General features: G+C 68.8%; 18 protein-coding genes and 1 tRNA gene. 12 read left to right on the forward strand and 7 right to left on the reverse strand.

The annotated features are described in order from the left end of the window. Window positions 1–50 precede the first annotated feature (50 nt). Both FHS98_RS14145 and maiA read left to right on the forward strand, forming a co-directional pair. Window positions 51–2180, forward strand: coding sequence for a sodium-translocating pyrophosphatase (locus FHS98_RS14145; protein ID WP_167106302.1), 2130 nt, complete (start codon window positions 51–53; stop codon window positions 2178–2180). A 27-nt stretch (window positions 2181–2207) separates the two neighbouring features. Beyond that, on the forward strand, window positions 2208–2846 hold the full coding sequence (gene maiA, locus FHS98_RS14150; protein WP_167106304.1) for a maleylacetoacetate isomerase: 639 nt from the start codon (window positions 2208–2210) through the stop codon (window positions 2844–2846). On the opposite strand, the gene FHS98_RS14155 is transcribed toward maiA, so the two are convergent. Continuing rightward, complete coding sequence (locus FHS98_RS14155) at window positions 2819–3409, reverse strand: phosphatase PAP2 family protein (RefSeq protein ID WP_243848038.1); 591 nt, start codon at window positions 3407–3409, stop codon at window positions 2819–2821. The two genes, maiA and FHS98_RS14155, sit on opposite strands and share 28 nt — an antisense overlap. Window positions 3410–3483: 74 nt before the next feature. Here FHS98_RS14155 and FHS98_RS14160 point away from each other — a divergent pair, with 74 nt between their 5' ends. Further along, window positions 3484–5523: a TonB-dependent receptor gene (locus tag FHS98_RS14160; protein ID WP_167106309.1), complete on the forward strand. Its 2040-nt coding sequence runs from the start codon at window positions 3484–3486 to the stop codon at window positions 5521–5523. A 1-nt stretch (window position 5524) separates the two neighbouring features. On the opposite strand, the gene FHS98_RS14165 is transcribed toward FHS98_RS14160, so the two are convergent. The 6 genes from FHS98_RS14165 to FHS98_RS14190 all read right to left on the reverse strand — a co-directional run bounded on the left by FHS98_RS14165 (window position 5525) and on the right by FHS98_RS14190 (window position 11061). Beyond that, complete coding sequence (locus tag FHS98_RS14165; RefSeq protein ID WP_167106312.1) at window positions 5525–6241, reverse strand: sulfate/molybdate ABC transporter ATP-binding protein; 717 nt, start codon at window positions 6239–6241, stop codon at window positions 5525–5527. Window position 6242: 1 nt separating this feature from the next. Continuing rightward, on the reverse strand, window positions 6243–7079 hold the full coding sequence (gene cysW, locus FHS98_RS14170; protein WP_167106315.1) for a sulfate ABC transporter permease subunit CysW: 837 nt from the start codon (window positions 7077–7079) through the stop codon (window positions 6243–6245). Further along, window positions 7076–7957, reverse strand: coding sequence for a sulfate ABC transporter permease subunit CysT (cysT, locus tag FHS98_RS14175; protein ID WP_167106318.1), 882 nt, complete (start codon window positions 7955–7957; stop codon window positions 7076–7078). The genes cysW and cysT overlap by 4 nt, the downstream gene beginning before the upstream one ends. Next, on the reverse strand, window positions 7957–9432 hold the full coding sequence (locus FHS98_RS14180) for a porin (protein ID WP_167106321.1): 1476 nt from the start codon (window positions 9430–9432) through the stop codon (window positions 7957–7959). The genes cysT and FHS98_RS14180 overlap by 1 nt, the downstream gene beginning before the upstream one ends. Before the next feature lie 75 nt (window positions 9433–9507). Then, window positions 9508–10530 carry a sulfate ABC transporter substrate-binding protein gene (locus tag FHS98_RS14185; RefSeq protein ID WP_167106325.1) on the reverse strand — a complete coding sequence of 341 codons (1023 nt, stop codon included), beginning with the start codon at window positions 10528–10530 and terminating at the stop codon, window positions 9508–9510. Between the two features lie 102 nt (window positions 10531–10632). Further along, window positions 10633–11061 carry an RrF2 family transcriptional regulator gene (locus FHS98_RS14190; RefSeq protein WP_167106796.1) on the reverse strand — a complete coding sequence of 143 codons (429 nt, stop codon included), beginning with the start codon at window positions 11059–11061 and terminating at the stop codon, window positions 10633–10635. Window positions 11062–11221: 160 nt separating this feature from the next. On the opposite strand from FHS98_RS14190, the gene infA reads away from it, so the two are divergent. The 9 genes from infA (at window position 11222) to FHS98_RS14235 (ending at window position 18768) form a co-directional block, all read left to right on the forward strand. Next, window positions 11222–11440: a translation initiation factor IF-1 gene (gene infA, locus FHS98_RS14195; protein WP_003049127.1), complete on the forward strand. Its 219-nt coding sequence runs from the start codon at window positions 11222–11224 to the stop codon at window positions 11438–11440. Window positions 11441–11480: 40 nt separating this feature from the next. Next, a complete protein-coding gene (locus FHS98_RS14200) occupies window positions 11481–12053 on the forward strand; it encodes a Maf family protein (RefSeq protein ID WP_167106328.1) in 573 nt (190 codons plus the stop codon). Beyond that, on the forward strand, window positions 12046–13014 hold the full coding sequence (locus FHS98_RS14205) for a ribonuclease (RefSeq protein WP_167106331.1): 969 nt from the start codon (window positions 12046–12048) through the stop codon (window positions 13012–13014). Before FHS98_RS14200 ends, FHS98_RS14205 begins: the two co-directional genes overlap by 8 nt. Beyond that, window positions 13001–13183, forward strand: coding sequence for a DNA gyrase inhibitor YacG (locus FHS98_RS14210; protein ID WP_167106334.1), 183 nt, complete (start codon window positions 13001–13003; stop codon window positions 13181–13183). The genes FHS98_RS14205 and FHS98_RS14210 overlap by 14 nt, the downstream gene beginning before the upstream one ends. Window positions 13184–13237: 54 nt before the next feature. After that, window positions 13238–13313, forward strand: a tRNA-Phe gene (locus FHS98_RS14215). A gap of 156 nt (window positions 13314–13469) precedes the next feature. Beyond that, complete coding sequence (locus tag FHS98_RS14220) at window positions 13470–15836, forward strand: TonB-dependent receptor (RefSeq protein WP_167106337.1); 2367 nt, start codon at window positions 13470–13472, stop codon at window positions 15834–15836. 117 nt (window positions 15837–15953) lie between these two features. After that, a complete protein-coding gene (locus FHS98_RS14225) occupies window positions 15954–17273 on the forward strand; it encodes a methyl-accepting chemotaxis protein (RefSeq protein WP_167106352.1) in 1320 nt (439 codons plus the stop codon). Between the two features lie 35 nt (window positions 17274–17308). Continuing rightward, window positions 17309–18034 carry an AAA family ATPase gene (locus FHS98_RS14230; protein WP_167106355.1) on the forward strand — a complete coding sequence of 242 codons (726 nt, stop codon included), beginning with the start codon at window positions 17309–17311 and terminating at the stop codon, window positions 18032–18034. Beyond that, a complete protein-coding gene (locus FHS98_RS14235; protein WP_167106358.1) occupies window positions 18031–18768 on the forward strand; it encodes a UTRA domain-containing protein in 738 nt (245 codons plus the stop codon). The genes FHS98_RS14230 and FHS98_RS14235 overlap by 4 nt, the downstream gene beginning before the upstream one ends.

The raw sequence follows: 18768 nt of genomic DNA on the forward strand, positions 1-18768 counted from the left end.
CAAACGTGGGCAGCGGCGATCCAACCAGGGCCTTCGAGGAGGAACTGCCTATGATCGTCGTCTACGGGGCCATAGTCTGCGGCGTGCTGGCCGTGCTGTACGGCCTGATAACCAGCCGGCAATTGCTGGCCCTTCCCGCCGGCAACCCGCGCATGGTCGAAATCGCCGGCGCCATTCAGGAAGGCGCCCGCGCCTATCTGGCCCGCCAGTACCGCACGATCGCGATCGTCGGCGTCGTCGTGGCGATCATCGTCTTCTATTTCCTCGGGCCTGTCTCCGCCGTCGGTTTCCTGCTCGGCGCGATCCTGTCGGGGCTGACCGGCTTCATCGGCATGAACATCTCGGTGCGCGCCAATGTCCGTACCGCCGAGGCCGCGCGCCACAGCCTCCAGGGCGGCCTCACCGCCGCCTTCCGCTCGGGTGCGGTCACCGGCCTGCTGGTGGCGGGGCTCGGGCTGCTCGCGATCTCGGTGTTCTTCTGGTATCTCGTCGGCCCCGGCGGCCATGTGCCGGGCGACCCGCGTGACCGCACCGTGGTCGACGCGCTGGTGGCGCTCAGCTTCGGTGCCTCGCTGATCTCGATCTTCGCGCGTCTGGGCGGCGGCATCTTCACCAAGGCGGCCGACGTCGGCGCGGATCTCGTCGGCAAGGTCGAGGCCGGCATCCCCGAGGACGACCCCCGCAACCCCGCCGTGATCGCGGACAATGTCGGCGACAATGTCGGCGACTGCGCCGGCATGGCGGCCGACCTGTTCGAAACCTATGTCGTCACCCTCGGCGTCACCATGGTGTCGATCGCCCTGCTCGTCGGCAGCGGCGATCCGCAAGCGACGCTGCGCTTGATGGCGCTGCCGCTGCTGATCGGCGGGGTGTGCATCATCACCTCGATCATCGGCACCTATCTGGTGCGGCTGGGCTCCGGCTCGATCATGGGGGCGCTCTACAAGGGTTTCTGGACGTCGGTGGTGCTGGCGATCCCGGCCATCTACTTCTCCGCCCAATATGCGCTGGGCGATCTCCACCACACGCTGTTCGCGCGCACCGGCCCGGCCGGCGCGCAGGCGATCACCGGCATGAGCCTGTTCTGGTGTACGCTGATCGGGCTCGCCGTCACCGGGCTGCTGGTGTGGATCACCGAATATTATACCGGCACCAACTATCGCCCGGTGAAGTCGATCGCCTTCGCCTCGCAGACCGGCCACGGCACCAACGTGATCCAAGGCCTCGCCGTCAGCCTCGAGGCGACCGCGCTGCCGACGCTGGTGATCGTCGTCGCGGTGATCGCGACCTTCCAGATCGCGGGCGTGATCGGCATCGCCTTCGCCGCGACCGCGATGCTGGCGCTGGCCGGCATGGTGGTGGCGCTCGACGCCTATGGTCCCGTCACCGACAATGCCGGCGGCATCGCCGAGATGGCGGGGCTGGAGCATGACGTCCGCACCCGCACCGACGCGCTCGATGCGGTGGGCAACACCACCAAGGCCGTCACCAAGGGCTATGCGATCGGATCGGCGGGGCTTGCCGCGCTCGTGCTGTTCGGCGCCTACACCACCGACCTCTCGACCTTCTTCCCCGATCTCCACGTCGATTTCTCGCTGTCCAACCCCTATGTCATCGTCGGCCTGCTGCTGGGCGCGCTGCTGCCTTATCTGTTCGGCGCGATGGGGATGACGGCGGTCGGCCGCGCGGCGGGCGCGGTGGTCGAGGAGGTGCGCGCGCAGTTCCGCGACAATCCCGGCATCATGGAGGGCACGGCGCGGCCCAACTATGCCCGCACCGTCGATCTCGTCACCCGCGCGGCGATCAAGGAGATGATCGTCCCCAGCCTGCTGCCGGTGCTGGCGCCGATCCTCGTCTTCTTCGTGATCCGCTTCGTGGCGGGGCCGGAGAACGGCTTCGCCTCGCTCGGCGCGCTGTTGCTCGGCGTGATCGTCTCGGGCCTGTTCGTGGCGCTCTCGATGACGTCGGGCGGCGGCGCGTGGGACAACGCCAAGAAGTTCATCGAGGACGGCAATTACGGCGGCAAGGGATCGGAGGCCCACAAGGCCGCCGTCACCGGAGACACGGTCGGCGATCCCTACAAGGACACCGCCGGGCCGGCCGTGAACCCGATGATTAAGATCACCAACATCGTCGCCCTTCTGCTACTGGCGGCGCTGGCCGGACACGCCGTCGGCTGATCGACATCCCGGAGGGCGGATAGCCGCATGACCCAACCGACTATCCGCCTTCACGACTATTGGCGCTCGTCCGCGGCCTATCGCGTGCGGATCGCGCTCAACCTCAAGGGCCTCGCCTATGAGGCGGTGCCCGTGAACCTGCTCACTTCCGAGCACAAGAGCGAGGCCTATCGCGCGATCGATCCGCAGGGGATGCTGCCGACGCTGGAGATCGACGGGCAGAGGCTGATCCAGAGCGTCGCGATCATCGACTATCTCGACCGGCGCTTCCCCGAGCCCGCGCTGCTTCCGGCCGATCCGCTGGCACGCAGCGCCGCGCTGGCCAAGGCGCTCGTCGTCGCGTGCGACATCGCGCCCATCAACAATCTGCGGATGATGCGCTGGCTGGAGCAGGAGCTGCACGCCGATGCCGACGAGCGGCAGCGCTGGCTGACCCACTGGATGACCGAGGGCTTCACCGCTCTGGAGGCGCTGGCTGGCACCACGCCTTTCCTCGCGGGGGAGACGCCGGGGCTGCCCGATCTCTGCCTCGTGCCGCAGATCTACAACGCGCGGCGCTTCGCCGTGCCGCTGGACGCCTATCCCAAGCTGGTGGCAATCGATGCGCGCTGCGCGGACATCGAGGCCTTCGCCGCCGCTCACCCGGATCGCATCGGCCCGCCCTGACGCATCCAGAGCCCGATCCAGAGCAGCCCGAAGCCCCAACCCGCCAGCACGTCGCTCGGCCAGTGGACGCCGAGCGCCACCCGGCTCCAGCCGACCAGCCCCGCTACGACCAGCGCCACGCCGACGGCCAGCCAGCGCCCTCCCGCCAGCAGAGCGAGCGCGAGGCAGGTCATCATCGTCCCCGCGCTGTGCGAGCTGGGGAAGCTCCAGGACGACACCGCATCGAGATGATCCGCCATCGGCGGGCGCGAACGCCGGATGAGGAGCTTGATGCCCTCGACCATCAGCCGCCCGCTGCCGACGCTCAGCACCAGCCACAGCGCGTCCCGTCCGCGATGCCGCCAGAGCAGCCATAAGGCAGCGGCGAGCCCGATCGGCCCCATCCCCTTCAGCCCACCGAACAGGCTGAGCCAGCGCGCCGGCTGCACCCATGGCCCCTCCGCGTCGAGCCTCCAGTCACGGTGCAGCCCGACATCGATCCCCGCGCCCCAAAGCAACAGCGCGGCGATCAACAGCAGCGCGCCGGCAAGGATCGACATCGAGCGAAAGCGGCGGGAGTCCATGGCCCCTGATTGGCATGACATACTTGTCAGTCCAACTATTTGCGCTCCGGGCCTGCTGTGCCATCACGCTGCGGATGCGTCTCTGTCTTCTCTCCGCCGTGGCGCTGGCCGCGCCCGCTTTCGCCCAGTCGCTGCCGCAGGATATCCTCGTCACCGGCGCCAGCCTGCCGCAGACGCCGGGCGACGCCGCCTATGACGTCGCGACGATCGATCATGACCGGCTCCAGGCCGTCGCCAGCGGGCGGCTGGAGGATGTGCTGCGCGACGTCGCCGGCTTCGCGCAGTTCCGCCGCTCCGATTCGCGCTCGGCGCAGCCGACCAGCCAGGGCGCGACGCTCCGGGGGCTCGGCGGCAACGCCTCGTCGCGCGCGCTCATCACGCTGGACGGCGTGCCTTTCATCGATCCGTTCGGCGGATGGGAGAGCTTCTCGGCGATCGATCCCGAGCGGATCGGCCTCGTCCGCGTGACGCGCGGCGGCGGATCGGGCACGGCCGGCCCCGGTGCGCTCGCCGGCACGATCGAGCTTTCCAGCGCGACACCGCAGCAGCTCGCGCCCGTCTGGGCCGATCTCGCTTATGGCAGCCGCGCGTCGGCCGATGCTCACGCCGGCGTTTCCGGGCAGATGGGCGGCGGCACCGGCTTCCTCTCGGCGAGCTACGCGCGCGGCGACGGCTTCGTGCCGATCGTGAAGGCGGATCGCGGCCCGGTCGACGAGCCGGCCGACTATGAACAGGCGAGCATCGCCGGCCGCGCGGTGATCCCGGTCGGCGCGGACAGCGAGTTGCAGGCCTCCGGCCTCGTCTTCACCGATCATCGCAGCCGCGGCACCCCCTTCCAGCCCAACCGCACCGAGGGCGAGGATGCGAGCCTGCGCCTGATCGGCCATGGCCGCTGGGGCTATGAGGCGACCGCCTATGTGCAGGCGCGCGACTTCTCGGCGGGCTTCGCCTCGGTGAACGCATCGCGCACCGTCGCGACCGAAACGCTCGACCAATATTCGGTGCCCTCGACCGGGCTCGGCGGCCGCTTCGAGATCCGCCCCCCGGTGGGCGAGACGATCCAGCTCCGCCTCGGCGGCGACACGCGCTACGTCACCGGCGAGACGGACGAGCTGTACCAGTTCGTCGCCGGATCGCCGGTCAACGGCCGCGCGGCGGGCGGCAAGTCGCTCACCGTCGGCGGCTTCGCGGAGGCCAGCGCCGAGCCGCTCGACGGGCTGACGCTCACCGCCGGCGGCCGCATCGATCGCTGGCGGATCATGGACGGCTTCCTCCATCAGCACGCGCTGGCGAGCGGCGCGGTGCTCACCGACACCGCCTATCCGAATCGCGCGGGCTGGCGGCCGACCGGGCGGGGCGGTGTCGCGTGGAAGCCGGGAGACGGCGCCATCACGCTGCGCGGGGCGGGCTATCTCGGCTGGCGCCTGCCGACGCTCAACGAACTCTATCGCAGCTATCGCGTCGGCAGCGACACGACGCAGGCCAATCCGCTGCTCGCCCCCGAGCGGCTGAAGGGCGTGGACGCCGGCATCGACTATCAGCCGCTCCCCAATCTCCATGTCGGCGCGACCCTGTTCGCCAACCGGCTGGAGGATGCGATCGGCAACGTCACCACCGCGATCGCCCCGACCGGCGCGCGCACGCTGATCCGGGAGAATCTCCACGCGATCAGCTCGAAGGGGGCGGAGCTGGACGCCCGGCTCGTGCTCGGGCTCTGGAGCCTGTCCGCCTCCTACGCCTATACCGACGCGCATGTGCGGGCGAGGGGGCAGGCGCTCCCGCTCGATGGCCTCCGCCCGGCGCAGACGGCCAGGCACTCCGCCTCGGCGACGCTCGGCTGGAGCCCCCGCATCGCGCATCTCTCGGCGACGCTGCGCTATATCGGCCCGCAATATGAGGACGATCTCAACACCGAGACGCTGAAGGGCGCGGTGACGCTCGATGCCACCGCGCTGGTGCCGATCGGCCATGGCCTCGCGATCGAGGCGCGGGCGGAGAATCTCTCCAACACGCGCGTCGAGGCCGGCATCTCGGGGGACGACATCGTCGAGCGCGCGACGCCGCGCACGCTGTGGATCGGCTTCCGCTATGGCGAGAGCCGGTCCGGCGCCTGATTCAGATCACGAAGTCGCGCACGAACTCGCTGGCCGGCGCCCGCTCGATCTCGGAGGGCGGGCCATATTGCTCGATCCGGCCGTTCGACAGGATCGCCACCTTGTCGGCGAGCGCGAAGGCCTCCTCGCGATCATGGGTCACGAAGATCGAGGTGAGGCCGACGCGATCGTGAATCGCGCGCAACGCGACCCGCAGTTCGCGGCGGACCTTGGTGTCGAGCGCGCCGAACGGCTCGTCGAGCAGCAGGATCTTGGGCTCGCGAGCCAGCGCGCGGGCCAGCGCCACGCGCTGTCGCTGGCCGCCGGATAGCTGCGAGGGGAAGCGCTCGCCCAATCCGGGCAACTGCACCAGCCCGAGCAGTTCCTCGACGCGGGCGGCGATATCCGCCTTCCCCGGCCGCTGGCGGCGCTTCATCACCGTGAGGCCGAAGGCGATGTTCTGCGCGACCGTCATGTGGCGGAACAGCGCATAATGCTGGAAGACGAAGCCGATGCCGCGATCCTGCACGGCGCGATCGGTCACATCCTCGCCGCCGAACAGGACATGGCCCGAATCGGCCGCCTCCAGCCCCGCGATGATGCGCAGCAGCGTCGTCTTTCCCGAACCCGAGGGGCCGAGCAGTGCGACGAACGCGCCGTCGGCGATGTCGAGGCTGACGCCGTTCAGCGCCGAACTCGTCCCGAACGTCTTGACGAGCGTGTCGATGGTAATGGTCATTCTAATGTCCCGTCGCGGCGAGCGCATCGCGGTGGCGCCATTCGAGCAGAGTCTTCGCCCCCAGCGTCACCAGCGCAAGGCAGGCGAGCAGCGAGGCGACCGCGAAGGCGCCGACGAAATTATACTCGTTGTAGAGCACCTCGACATGCAGCGGCATGGTGTTGGTGAGCCCCCTGATATGCCCCGACACCACCGACACCGCGCCGAACTCGCCCATCGCGCGCGCGTTGGTGAGCAGCACGCCATAGAGCAGGCCCCAGCGGATGTTGGGCAGCGTCACATGCCAGAATGTCTGGAAACCGTTGGCGCCGAGCGTCAGCGCCGCCTCCTCCTCGGCGCGGCCCTGCGCGATCATCAGCGGGATCAGCTCGCGCGCCACATAGGGGAAGGTGACGAAGGCGGTGGCGATCACGATCGCCGGCACCGCGAACATGATGCGGATGCCATGCGCCATCAGCCACGGGCCGAACCAGCCGTTCGCGCCGAACAGCAGCACGAACATCAGCCCCGCCACCACCGGCGACACCGAGAAGGGCAGGTCGATCAGGCTGACGAGCAGGTTGCGCCCGCGGAAATCATGCTTGGCGACGGCCCACGCCGCCGCGATGCCGAACACGCAGTTGAACGGTACCACGATCGCCGCCGTCAGCAGCGTCAGCCGGATCGAGGCCAGCGCGTCGGGCTGGAGGATCGCATCGACGAAGGCGCCGGTCCCCTTCTCGAACGCCTGCACGAACACCGCGAACAGCGGCAGCAGGATGACGAGCGCCAGCCAGCCGATCGCGATGAGGATCAGCAGCGCGCGGACGGCGCGCGGCTCGGTGGTCGCCGCCCTCATCGTCCGCCGTCCCGCCAGTGCCGCTCGCGCGCCTGGATGAAGTTGATGACCGCCAGCATCGCGAAGGAGATGGCGAGCATCACCGCCGCGATCGCGGTCGCGCCCTCATAATCGAACTGTTCGAGCTGGGTCACGATCAGCAGCGGCGCGATCTCGGAGACGAAGGGCATGTTGCCCGCGATGAAAATCACCGAGCCATATTCCCCCACGCCGCGCGCGAAGGCGAGCGCGAAGCCGGTGAGCAGCGCCGGCGCCACTTCGGGCAGCAGCACGCGCGCGAAGATGGCGAGCCGGCTCGCGCCCAGCGTCGCGGCGGCTTCCTCGATGTCCTTCGGAAGGTCGGCCAGCACCGGCTCGACCGTCCTGACCACGAAGGGCAGGCCGATGAAGATCAACGCCAGCACCACGCCCGCCGGCTTGTAGGCGATGTGGATGCCGATCGCGGCGAGCGGGCGGCCGATGATGCCGGTGTTGGCGTAGATCGCGGTGAGCGCGATGCCCGCCACCGCCGTCGGCAGCGCGAAGGGCAGGTCGACCAGCGCGCTCGCCAGCCTCTTGCCCGGAAACTGGTAGCGGGTGAGCACCCAGGCGATGCCGAAGCCGAACACCGCGTTGATCGCCGCCGCCAGCAGCGCCGCGCCGAAGCTCAGCCGATAGGCGGCAAGCGCGCGGGCCGAAAAGGCGACCTCCGCGAAATGCCTCGGCCCGAGCCCCAGCGAGCGCGCGATCACCGCCGCCATCGGCAGCAGCACGAGCAGGCCCAGCCACAGCAGCGTCATGCCGAGCGTCAGGTGGAGGCCGGGCATCGCCGTCCTCTTGCCTGTCTTGCGAAGCCGGCCCGCCGCGGACGGGCCGGGAAGAGCCGGCGTCGCGTTCATCAGAAATCCAGATGCAGCCGCGTGGCGAAGGCGTCGCCCTTGGCGGTGGTGCCGTTGATCGACACCGGTGCCGCCACCAGCGTGGAGTTGGTGCCCTTGAAGCGGATATAGTTGAACATCAGCTTCAGATTGCCGTTGAGATACCAGTTCACGGCGCCCGTCCAGGCCTGGCCATCATGGTTGAGCGGCGAGAGATCATGGTCGGTGAGATTGATCTTGTCATAGCGGACCGCCAGCTCCCACGCGCCCCAATTGCCCTTCGACGGATCGAACGGCCGGATCGGCCGCTGGCGATCGACCACGCCATTGACGAAGCTACGCGATTCGCCGGTGAGGAAGAAGGTGCCGTAGACGTAATAGCCATCGAAATTGAGCGACGGCGCCGCCGCGAAGCGATCGAGGTGCATGTGGTTATACTCACCCTGCACCGAGAACGGGCCGAACACCCCGGCCCCTTCCAGATCATAATAGGTGGCGCTCTTCACGCCGGCCGGCACGCCGTTGACGACACTGCCGGGGATCGCCGCCGATTCCAGGCTGCCATTGTCGACGCGCACGTTCGGGCGATCGGCGAGCGTGACGCTGTTCCCCGCCAGATCCTTCACATGATAGCCCGACGCGCCGAGATGCAGCACGCGGCCGTGCGTGTTGATCGGCTCGATCGTCACGCGGCCGTTATAGCCCCACACCTCGTCGGGCGTGGTGGCGTTGCGCGAGATCGACTCATTGGCGCCGTAGAGGCCGCCGGTCGCCGTGACGAGCTTGTTCGCATAGGCGACCGTCAGGCCGACGCGGCGCTCGCCGCCCACCTGGCCGAAGGCGGTGTTGGCCATGCCGCGCTCGAGGAAGGTGTTGAACGAATCCGACGTGTTCGCCTCGAGCCCCGCCGGCACCTTGAGCTGGCCGAGCGTGACGGTGAGATGCCTGGTGCCGGTATAGGCGACATAGGCGTCGAGCAGGCTGGCGGTGCCGCCCACCCACTCGCCCTCGATGCGCCAGGCGAACTGTTTGAAGGCGGTGCCGTCGAAGCCGAAGCGGCCACGGCGGATTTGCGTGCCGTTGTTGAAGTCGTAGCCGCCGCGACGCTCGTTGAACGCGGCATAGTCGACATCGAGGATGCCGCGCGGCTTGAAGGTGAAATTGCCGTCCGGCGAGCTGAACTGCGGCACGATCGTCCACGCCGTCTGTCCCTGCGGCTTGGCCGCCGGAGCGGGTGCGGAGACGGGGGCCGGGGCGGGCGGCGGCGCGGCCTGCGCGACGGCGGTCGTCACCTGCGCCGGGATGGTGGCGACGGTCGCCTTCTGATCGTCGAGCTGGTGGCGCAGATCGGCATTCTCCGTCTGAAGCTGGTCGACCTTCGCCTCCAGCGCGTTCAGGCGCTCCAGGATGGCGGCGTTGGACACCGGCTTCGCGGCCAGCGCCGGCGAGCAGGCAAGCGCGGCAAGCGAAACGCCGCCGAGAAATGCGATGCGCATGGATAAACCCCTTGTGGTAGAGAGCGGGCGCGCCGTCCGTCCGGCAACGCCCGCCACCCCATCTTTATAGACGGATCAACGCTTGGCGGCCGCGAAGACCTGGTCGAATGACCCGCCATCGGCGAAGTGCGCCGCCTGCGCGCGAGCCCAGCCGCCGAAGTTCCGGTCGATGGTGAAGAGCTGGAGGCGCGGGAACCGGGCCGCCGTCTTCGCCGCCACCACCGGATCGATCGGCCGGTAATAGTTCTTCGCGATGATCTCCTGCGCGGGGCGCGTGTAGAGATATTGGAGATAGGCTTCGGCCACCTTGCGCGTGCCCTTGCGGTCGACATTGGCGTCGACCAGCGCGACCGGCGGTTCCGCCTTGATCGAGACCGACGGCACCACGATGTCGAACTTGCCCTTGCCCAGCTCGTTCACGGCGAGGAACGCCTCATTCTCCCAGGCCAGCAGAACGTCGCCCTGTCCGCGCTGGACGAAGGTGGTCGTGGCACCACGCGCGCCGGAATCGAGCACCGGCACATTCCTGAAGAGCTTGACCATATAGTCGCGGACCTTGTCGTCCGTGCCGTAGGTCTTCTTCGCATAGCCCCACGCCGCCAGATAGTTCCAGCGCGCCCCGCCCGAGGTCTTGGGGTTGGGCGTGATGACCTGCACGCCCGGCTTGATGAGATCGCCCCAGTCGTGGATGCCCTTGGGGTTGCCCTTGCGGACGAGGAAGACGATCGTCGAGAAATAGGGCGTGCTGTTGTGCGGCAGGCGCTTCTGCCAGTTGGTCGGCAGCAGCTTCGCCTTGTCCGCGATCGAATCGATGTCGTATCCGAGCGCCAGCGTCACCACGTCGGCGGGGGCGCCCTCGATCACCGAGCGGGCCTGCGCGCCCGATCCGCCATGGCTCTGGCGGATGGTCACCTGCTGGCCGGTCTTCGCCTTCCACTGCGCCGCGAAAGCGTCATCGATGCTGCGATAGAGTTCGCGCGTCGGATCATAGGATACGTTGAGCAGCTCGGCCGGCGCCGGCGCGGCCTTGGCCGCATCGAGCGCGATCGGCCCCAGCATCAGTGAAGCGGCGAGCCCGGCCAGAACGAAACGGCGCATGATGATCCCTCCCTGGTGGAGAGAAGACGCTATTCCCTACTTGCCTAGTGGAGAATAGGGAAAATCTATCAGTATCCTTAAGCGCTGCTTTCGACGCCCCGATCAGGCCGCCAGCGTCTCGAAGGCGGCGGCATCGGCCAGAGACGTGCCCGCCAGCGTCCGCGCGGCATCCTCGCGCACCTTCGCCATCACGCGACGGATCGCGCAGGTCGCCTCGTCCCGGCAGTCGCCGCAACGTTCGTAGAAATTGAGGCTGGCGCAGGGCACCAGCGCGATCGGCCCGTCCATCAGCCGGATCACCTCGGCGAAGTTGATCTCGCTCGCGGGCCGCGCGAGCGTGTAGCCGCCGCCGGGTCCGCGCCGGCTGGTGACGAAGCCGCCCTTCTTGAGATCGAGCAGGATCAGCTCCAGATATTTGCGCGGGACATGCTGGGTGGTGGCGATATCGCCGACCTGGACGGCGCGGCCGGTTTCCGCTTCGGCGAGATAGAGGAGGGCGCGCAGCGCATAGCGTGTCTTCTGGGCGAGCATGGTAGGAACTGCCATATTCCCCAGCGAAGCGCTCGGCAATCGCGCGATTGCCACAGTCGTGCGATCGATGAACCGCTCCCTGGGCGCGACGCTTCCCTTTGGCGGCCGCAACCGCTATGGCGCGCAGACATTTTTGCGCGCGAAAGAATTCAGAGGATTAATGGCGAAAGAAGAACTTCTCGAGATGCGCGGCCAGGTGGTGGAGCTTCTGCCCAACGCCATGTTCCGCGTGCGCCTCGAAAACGATCACGAGATTCTCGGCCACACGGCCGGCAAGATGCGCAAGAACCGCATCCGCGTGCTCGTCGGCGACGAAGTACTCGTCGAACTCACGCCCTATGACCTGACCAAGGGTCGCATCACCTATCGTTTCAAGTAAGGCCGGGCGGCCGGCGGTCGCCTCAGCACCGGGGTCCGTCATGCGCCTTGTTCTGGCTTCCGCGAGCCCGCGTCGGCTCGACCTTCTCGCCCGGCTGGGCGTGACGCCCGACGCGATCGATCCCGCCGAACTCGACGAGAGCCCGCGCCCGCGCGAGCTTCCGTTGCCGCACGCGCGGCGGCTGGCGGCGGAGAAGGCGGCGGCGGTGGCCGCGCGTCATCCGCACGCCATGGTGATCGGCTGCGACACGGTGGTCGCCTGCGGGCGGCGCATCCTGCCCAAGGCAGAGGACGAGCAGACCGCGCGCCAGTGCCTCGCGCTGCTCTCAGGGCGGCGGCATCGCGTCCATTCGGCGGTGACGCTGATCGACGCGGACGGCCGTGCGCGCCATCGCGAATCGACCAGCGTGCTCGCCTTCAAGCGCCTCTCCCCGCATGAGATCGAGGCCTATATCGAGGGCGGCGAGTGGCACGGGAAGGCCGGCGGCTATGCCATCCAGGGCTTTGCCGAGAGCTTCGTGCGCAGCCTCGCCGGCAGCCATTCGGGCGTGATGGGCCTGCCCCTCTTCGAAACGCGCGCGCTGCTGGTCGCGGCGGGGCTCCAACTTGGCTGAATGGCTCCTCGACGAGGGGATCGGCGAACATCGCGCCGCCCTCGTCGAAGACGATATCATCCTCGAAGCGGCGATTGATCGCCTCGATAACCGGCTGCGCGGCGGGGCGATCGTCACGGCGAAGCTCGGCGAGCGCGTCGGCGCGGGCGCATGGCTCTCCACCGCGCGGGGAGACGCCATCCTCGATGCCGTGCCGCGCGGGCTGTCGCAGGGGCGCTCGCTGCTGGTCGAGATCGTCCGCGAGGCGATCCCCGAGCCCGGCCGCCTCAAGCCCCCCCGCGCCCGCGCCAGCGACGCCACCGCCGAGCGTTTCGCCCCGACGCTCGCCGAACGGCTGGGGGGCGCGCCCATCCGACGCCTTTCGCCCCACGAGCCCGACCGGCTGGAGCAGGCCGGCTGGTCCGAGCTGATCGAGCAGGCCGAGACCGGCGAGATCGATTTCCCCGGCGGCGCGCTGCGCCTCTCGCCAACGCCCGCCATGGCGCTGTTCGACATCGACGGCACGCTGCCCGCCGCCGATCTCGCGCTGGCCGGCGCGCGCGCGGCGGCGGAGGCGATCCGCCGGCTGGTCATCGGCGGCTCGATCGGGCTCGACCTGCCGACGCTCGGCTCCAAGGCCGAGCGCGCCGCCGCCGCCGCCGTCATCGACGAGACGCTGCCGCCGCCGTTCGAGCGCACGGCGGTCAACGGCTTCGGCTTCATGCAGATCATCCGCCCGCGCCCGCGCGCCTCGATCCCCGAACTGGCGCGCTCCGACCCGGCGCTGACGGCCGCGCTCCGGTTGCTGCGGATCGGCGCGCGGGGACATGGCGCCCGCAAGCTGGTCGCCACGCCCGCCGTGATCGCGCGGCTGGAGGCCCGGCCCGACTGGATCGAGGCGCTGGCGCGCGCGACCGGCGGCACGGTCGGCTTGCGGGCCGATCCGGGGCTCGCCATATCGGCAGGCCATGTCGAACCCTGAAGCCCCCGTCCGCCGCGCGGACCGCTGCCCGATCTGCCGCAAGCCGAGCATCGATCCCCATGCGCCTTTCTGTAGCCAGGGCTGCCGCGACCGCGATCTGCTGCAATGGCTGGGCGAGGGATATCGGGTGCCGGGCCGCCCGGCGGAATTTGCTGACGAAGAGGACTAGACAGGGCCGCCATGCTCTGCCTATAGGCGCGCCTCGCCTGACGCGAGAGCGAAGGCCCGGGTAGCTCAGTTGGTAGAGCACGTGACTGAAAATCACGGTGTCGGCGGTTCGATTCCGTCCCCGGGCACCACATCCTGACATCGATGGAAACGCGCCCTGCCGATCATGGCGGAGTGTGGCGTTTGTGCTCGTTTCCCCGCCCATCTCGAACCGACACCGAACCGTCACTACGCTGCAATGCAGCACGGCCATGCACCCCGCAGTCTATCGGGCTTGGGAAGCTACCATGGATCGCCTTTCCTATCTGTTTGCCAGTGTTGCCTTTGCGGCGCTGATTCCCGCGCCGCTGCTGGCGGACGTCGCCGCGTCGAGCGCCGATACTGCCGCCACCACCGATGCCGCACCCGCGAGCGATAACGCGCAGGACATCGTCGTCCTCGGCTTCGGCCGCAGCCGTCAGGTGCAGAGCGTCACCGACATCGACATCGCGCGGATGACGCCAGGCTCCAGTCCCTTGAAGGCGATCGAGAAGCTGCCGGGCGTCAATTTCCAGGCCTCCGACCCGTTCGGCGCCTATGAGTGGGCGGTCCGCATCTCGCTGCGCGGCTTCAACCAGAACCAGCTCGGCTTCACGCTCGACGACGTGCCGCTCGGCGACATGACCTATGGCAATGTCAACGGCCTCCACATCAGCCGCGCGATCATCTCCGAGAATGTCGGCCGCACCGAGGTGGCGCAGGGCGCGGGCGCGCTCGGCACGGCGTCGACCAGCAATCTCGGCGGCACCATCCAGTTCACCTCGCAGGCGCCGGCCGAGACCGCCGGGATCAAGGCCTCCGGCACCTATGGCGCCGACGATACCGAGCGCGCCTATGTCCGCCTCGATTCGGGCGATCTGGGCGGCGGACTCAAGGGCACTGTGAGCTATGCCTTCCTCCACACCACCAAATGGAAGGGCGACGGCCCGCAGCGCCAGCATCAGGCCAACGCCAAGATCGTCAAGGATCTCGGCGACCTCGGCAGCATCACCGGCTTCCTGAACTTCTCGGATCGCCGTGAGACCGACTATCAGGACTTGAGCCTCGACATCATCAGGCGCCGTGGCCTGCGCGACGACAATCTCACCGGGCAATATGCGCTCGCAGTGCAGCTCGGGAAGATCTTCCAGAATCAGGCGGCCGCGGCGGCCGGTGCGCCGCTTCCATGGGCGGGGGCCGGCACCACCTTCCCGGCCGGCGTCGGCACGGTGGACGACGGCTATTATGATGCCGGCGGCCTGCGCCGGGATTATCTCGGCGGCGTCACCTTCGACGCGCACCTGACCCCGGATATCAGCCTCAAGACCACCGGCTATTATCACGACAACAAGGGCCAGGGCTCGTGGATCACGCCCTATACGCCCACGCCGCTCGGCGCGCCGGATCAGGACGGCGCGGCGATTACCAATCCGGGGCCGCTCTCCTTCCGCACCACCGAATATGTCATCCATCGCGGCGGCGTCATCAGCGACGCGCGCTGGGAGAAGGGCATCAACACGCTCGAAGTGGGCGGCTGGTACGAGAGCAACAGCTTCACGCAGGCGCGCCGCTATTACGGCATGACCGACACGAGCGAGCCGAACCGGCCGACGCTCCAGTTCCAGGACAATCCCTTCCAGACCGACTGGGCGGGCAAGTACGACACCGAGACGGTGCAATATCATGTCGAGGACACGATCAAGCTCTTCGACGACAAGCTCGCGCTGAACGGCGGCTGGAAGGGCACGCACGTCATCAACAGCGCCAATATGCAGCCCGGCACAGTGCAGACGCTCGCCGGCGGCCGCATCGACGCGAAGGACTGGTTCCAGCCGCAGGCGGGCATCGTCTACCACCTGACGCCCTCGGCCGAGCTGTTCGCCGACTATACCGAGAATATGCGCGCCTTCGTCTCGTCGGCGACGACCGGGCCGTTCTCGACCACGCAGGCCGGCTTCGACGGGATCAAGGGCACGCTGAAGCCCGAGCGCTCCAAGACCTATGAAGGCGGCGTCCGCTATCGCTCCGGGCCGTTCCAGGCCTCGGCGGTGGGCTATTATGTCGACTTCACCAACCGCCTGCTGAGCTTCTCCAACGGTGCCGGCATCCAGGGCAATCCGGCGACGCTCAACAATGTCGGCTCGGTCCACACCTATGGCGCCGAGCTGACCGCCAACTATCGCATCCTCAAGCCGGTGTCGTTGTTCGCCAGCTATTCCTACACCCACAGCCAATATGCCGACGACGTGCTCGATGCGTCCGGCAAGGTGCTGGTGGCGACCGATGGCAAGACGGTGGTCGACACGCCCAAGCACATGCTCAAGGGCGAGGTCGTCTATGACGACGGCCGGTTCATGGGCCGCATCGGCGCCGACTATATGACCAAGCGCTACTTCACCTATCTCAACGACGAATCGGTGCCGAGCCGCGTGCTGGTGGATGCCTCGATCGGCTACACCTTCCGCGACGAGGGCTTCCTCAAGGGCTTCGCCATCGAGGCGAGCGTCACCAACCTCACCGACAAGAAATATATCTCGACCATCGGCTCCAACGGCTTCACCGCCAGCGGCGACAGCCAGACCCTGCTGGCCGGCGCGCCGCGCCAGTGGTTCGTCACGCTCAAGAAGGGCTTCTGATCGGTCGGAGGGCGCGGCCATCGAGGCCGCGCCCTCCCATCGGAAATCCGCCGGATTGTAACGTAGCCGTCATCAAATCCTAAGGCTGCGTTTACCGTGCGGGCCTAGAGCGACGCCATGGCCACCGCCCTGCTTTCCACGCCGATCGCCGACGCCTTTCCCGCGGCCGCCCTGTGCGAGCCCGGCAGCGACGCGCTCGCCGTCTCCATCCGCGCATCCATCGCGAGCGCGATCGAGATGTTCCAGACGCATCCCGACATCCGCCTGCTGCCCGTGATCGACGAGAACGGGCATCCGATCGGCGCGATCTTCGAAAAGGAGGTCCGCCGTATCCTGTTCAACCCTTATGGCCATGCGCTGCTCAGCAATCCGGCGTTTGGCGGCTCGCTGAAGGACCGGGTGCGCGCCTGCCCGATGGCCGACATCGCCACCAGCCTGCCTGATCTGCTGGAGATCTACGCCGCCGCCGGCGGGCGCGAGGGCATGATCCTGACCCGCGAGGGGCGGCTCCATGGCGTCATCTTCAACCAGGCGCTGGTCCGCGCCGCCGCCGGCCATGAGCTGGACCGGATGCGCCACCGCGCCGACCGGCTCGACCGGGTGGACCGCGCCAGCACCCAGTTCGAGAACGAGGTCGCCGGCCTCGTCGACACGCTGAGCGGCCTCGCCCTTTCGATCGACACCCGCGCCCACGATACCGCAGACCGCGCGCAGGCGATCGGCACGCGCGCCTCCGCCGTCGCCAGCGCGGCGGTCCAGACCGGCGACAGCATGGCGATGGTGGCGGACCGCAGCCGCTCGCTCGCCACCGCGCTCGACCGTCTCCACCTCGACACCGAGCGCGCCAAGGCCGCCGCCCGCGAGGCGGTGGGGCAGGTCGCCGCCGGCACCGCCCGCGCCACCGAACTGGTCGAGACCGCCCGCTCGATCGAGACGGTGCTGACGCTCATCCGCAGCCTCGTCTCCAAGACCGGGCTGCTCGCCATCAACGCCACCATCGAGGCGGCCCGCGCCGGCGAGGCGGGCCGGGGCTTCGCGGTCGTGGCGAGCGAGGTGCGCAGCCTCGCCAGCCAGACCCGCGTCGCCGCCGAGAAGGTCGCGAGCCACGTCGCGGAGGTCCATGCCGCGATCGGCGAGGTCGCGGTCGGCCATGTCGGCATCGAGTCGGTAATCGCCACGGTCGACGCCATCGCCCAGTCGGTGGAGGAGACGGTCGCGGCGCAGCAGGCGGCGACGCTCGGCATCGCGGAAGGGGCGGGGCAGGCCGCCACGGCCAGCGCCGAGATCCGCGACAATATCGGCCAGATCAGCCGCAGCACGCAGGATGCCGCCGTCGGATCGATCGAGATGCAGCACAGCGCGACCGGCCTCTCGGAGGCCGCGAACCGCCTCACCCGGCGCGTCGCGGCTTTCGTAGAAGAGATGCGTCGCGCCTGACTTGGCGCTATGCCGATGGACGAGGGAGGGACGGCGTGGCGACGATAGCGGTTTACAGCGCCAAGGGCGGCGTGGGGAAGACGACCCTGGCGGTCAATCTGGCCTGGGCGGCGGCGGCCGGTTCGAAGCGGCGCACGCTGCTCTGGGATCTCGACGCGCAGGGCGCCGCCACCTTCATCCTCGCCACCAAGCCCCCCAGGGCGGAAGCCCGCGAGGTGATCGAGCGCGAGCTGGACCCGGACAAGGCAATCATCCCCACCGCGACGCCGGGCCTCGACCTGCTCGGCGCGGACCGTTCGATCCGTAGCCTCGACACGCTGTTCGCCGAACTCGACAAGAAGAAGCGGCTGCGCAAGCTGATGGACGATCTGGCCCGCCGTTACGACCGGATCATCCTCGATTGCCCGCCGGGCCTCGGCACCACCAGCGATCAGGTGATCCGCGCCGCCAGCCTGATCGTCACGCCGATGATCCCTTCCACCCTCTCGCGCCGGGCCTATGACGAGGTGCGCGAGCATCTCGGCCGCGAGCATAAGGGCTCGACCCCGGTGCTGCCCGTGTTCAGCATGGCCGACCGACGGCGCACCGCCCACCGCACCGCGATCGAGGGCGCGCCCGACTGGCCGGTGATCCCGATGGCCAGCGCCGCCGAGCAGATGGCGGACCGTCATGCCGCGATCGGCGCTTATGCGCCGCGATCTCCGGTCACCGCCGCCGTCAACCAGCTCTGGCTCGCGATCGAAAAGCGGCTCAACGCTTGAACGCCGGCGCCATTCCTGCGCTCGACGGGGAGGGGCCGCTGTGGCTCCAGATCCGCCGCGCGCTCGCCCTCGCCATCCTCGACGGGCGATGGCCCGCGGGCACGCAGGTGCCGCCCGAGCAACGGCTGACCGAGCATTACGCCACCTCGCGCATGACCGTCCACAAGGCGATCCGCAGCCTCGCCTCGGAGGGGCTGGTCGAACGGCGGCCCAAGCTCGGCACCCTCGTCACCCCGCGCGCGACCGAACGACCGGTGTTCGAGATCTGGGACGCCGCCGACGCCGTCCATCGCGCCGGCGGCCATTATGGCTACCGGCTGATCGACGCCACCACGCTGCCGGCGGGGGCGCCGGGCCATGGCGAACTGGGCGTTGCCGACGAGACGCCGGTACTCCGCCTGCTGGCGCTGCACCTCGCCGACGGGCGGCCCTTTCAGCTCGAGGAGCGGCTGGTCAATGTCGAGGCGGCACCGCGCATCGCCCGCCAGCCGCTCGAGAAAGTGAGCCCCGGCCAATGGCTGCTCGCCAACGTGCCGTGGACCGAGGCCCGCCACAGCGTCACTGCGCGCGGCGCCGACGCGATGGTGGCGGGGCATCTCGGCCTGCCGCCGGGCGAAGCCTGCCTCGTGGTCGAGCGGCGGACATGGAACCGCGCGGTGCCGGTGACGCTCGGCCGCTTCTGGTATCCGGGCGGGGATCACAGCCTCGAAGGCCGCTTCCGCCCGAGTTGGTGA

Source organism: Sphingomonas oligoaromativorans (assembly GCF_011762195.1).
GTDB lineage: Bacteria > Pseudomonadota > Alphaproteobacteria > Sphingomonadales > Sphingomonadaceae > Solisphingomonas > Solisphingomonas oligoaromativorans.

What these genes read in the sequence shown, in the direction of transcription:
- FHS98_RS14165 (WP_167106312.1), bottom strand. Translation starts at nt 6,241, where the DNA reads ATGACCATTACCATCGACACGCTCGTCAAGACGTTCGGGACGAGTTCG.
- maiA (WP_167106304.1), top strand. Translation starts at nt 2,208, where the DNA reads ATGACCCAACCGACTATCCGCCTTCACGACTATTGGCGCTCGTCCGCG.
- FHS98_RS14145 (WP_167106302.1), top strand. Translation starts at nt 51, where the DNA reads ATGATCGTCGTCTACGGGGCCATAGTCTGCGGCGTGCTGGCCGTGCTG.
- cysW (WP_167106315.1), bottom strand. Translation starts at nt 7,079, where the DNA reads ATGAGGGCGGCGACCACCGAGCCGCGCGCCGTCCGCGCGCTGCTGATC.
- cysT (WP_167106318.1), bottom strand. Translation starts at nt 7,957, where the DNA reads ATGAACGCGACGCCGGCTCTTCCCGGCCCGTCCGCGGCGGGCCGGCTT.
- FHS98_RS14160 (WP_167106309.1), top strand. Translation starts at nt 3,484, where the DNA reads ATGCGTCTCTGTCTTCTCTCCGCCGTGGCGCTGGCCGCGCCCGCTTTC.
- FHS98_RS14185 (WP_167106325.1), bottom strand. Translation starts at nt 10,530, where the DNA reads ATGCGCCGTTTCGTTCTGGCCGGGCTCGCCGCTTCACTGATGCTGGGG.
- FHS98_RS14180 (WP_167106321.1), bottom strand. Translation starts at nt 9,432, where the DNA reads ATGCGCATCGCATTTCTCGGCGGCGTTTCGCTTGCCGCGCTTGCCTGC.
- FHS98_RS14210 (WP_167106334.1), top strand. Translation starts at nt 13,001, where the DNA reads ATGTCGAACCCTGAAGCCCCCGTCCGCCGCGCGGACCGCTGCCCGATC.
- infA (WP_003049127.1), top strand. Translation starts at nt 11,222, where the DNA reads ATGGCGAAAGAAGAACTTCTCGAGATGCGCGGCCAGGTGGTGGAGCTT.
- FHS98_RS14225 (WP_167106352.1), top strand. Translation starts at nt 15,954, where the DNA reads ATGGCCACCGCCCTGCTTTCCACGCCGATCGCCGACGCCTTTCCCGCG.
- FHS98_RS14155 (WP_243848038.1), bottom strand. Translation starts at nt 3,409, where the DNA reads ATGGACTCCCGCCGCTTTCGCTCGATGTCGATCCTTGCCGGCGCGCTG.
- FHS98_RS14220 (WP_167106337.1), top strand. Translation starts at nt 13,470, where the DNA reads ATGGATCGCCTTTCCTATCTGTTTGCCAGTGTTGCCTTTGCGGCGCTG.
- FHS98_RS14200 (WP_167106328.1), top strand. Translation starts at nt 11,481, where the DNA reads ATGCGCCTTGTTCTGGCTTCCGCGAGCCCGCGTCGGCTCGACCTTCTC.
- FHS98_RS14190 (WP_167106796.1), bottom strand. Translation starts at nt 11,061, where the DNA reads ATGCTCGCCCAGAAGACACGCTATGCGCTGCGCGCCCTCCTCTATCTC.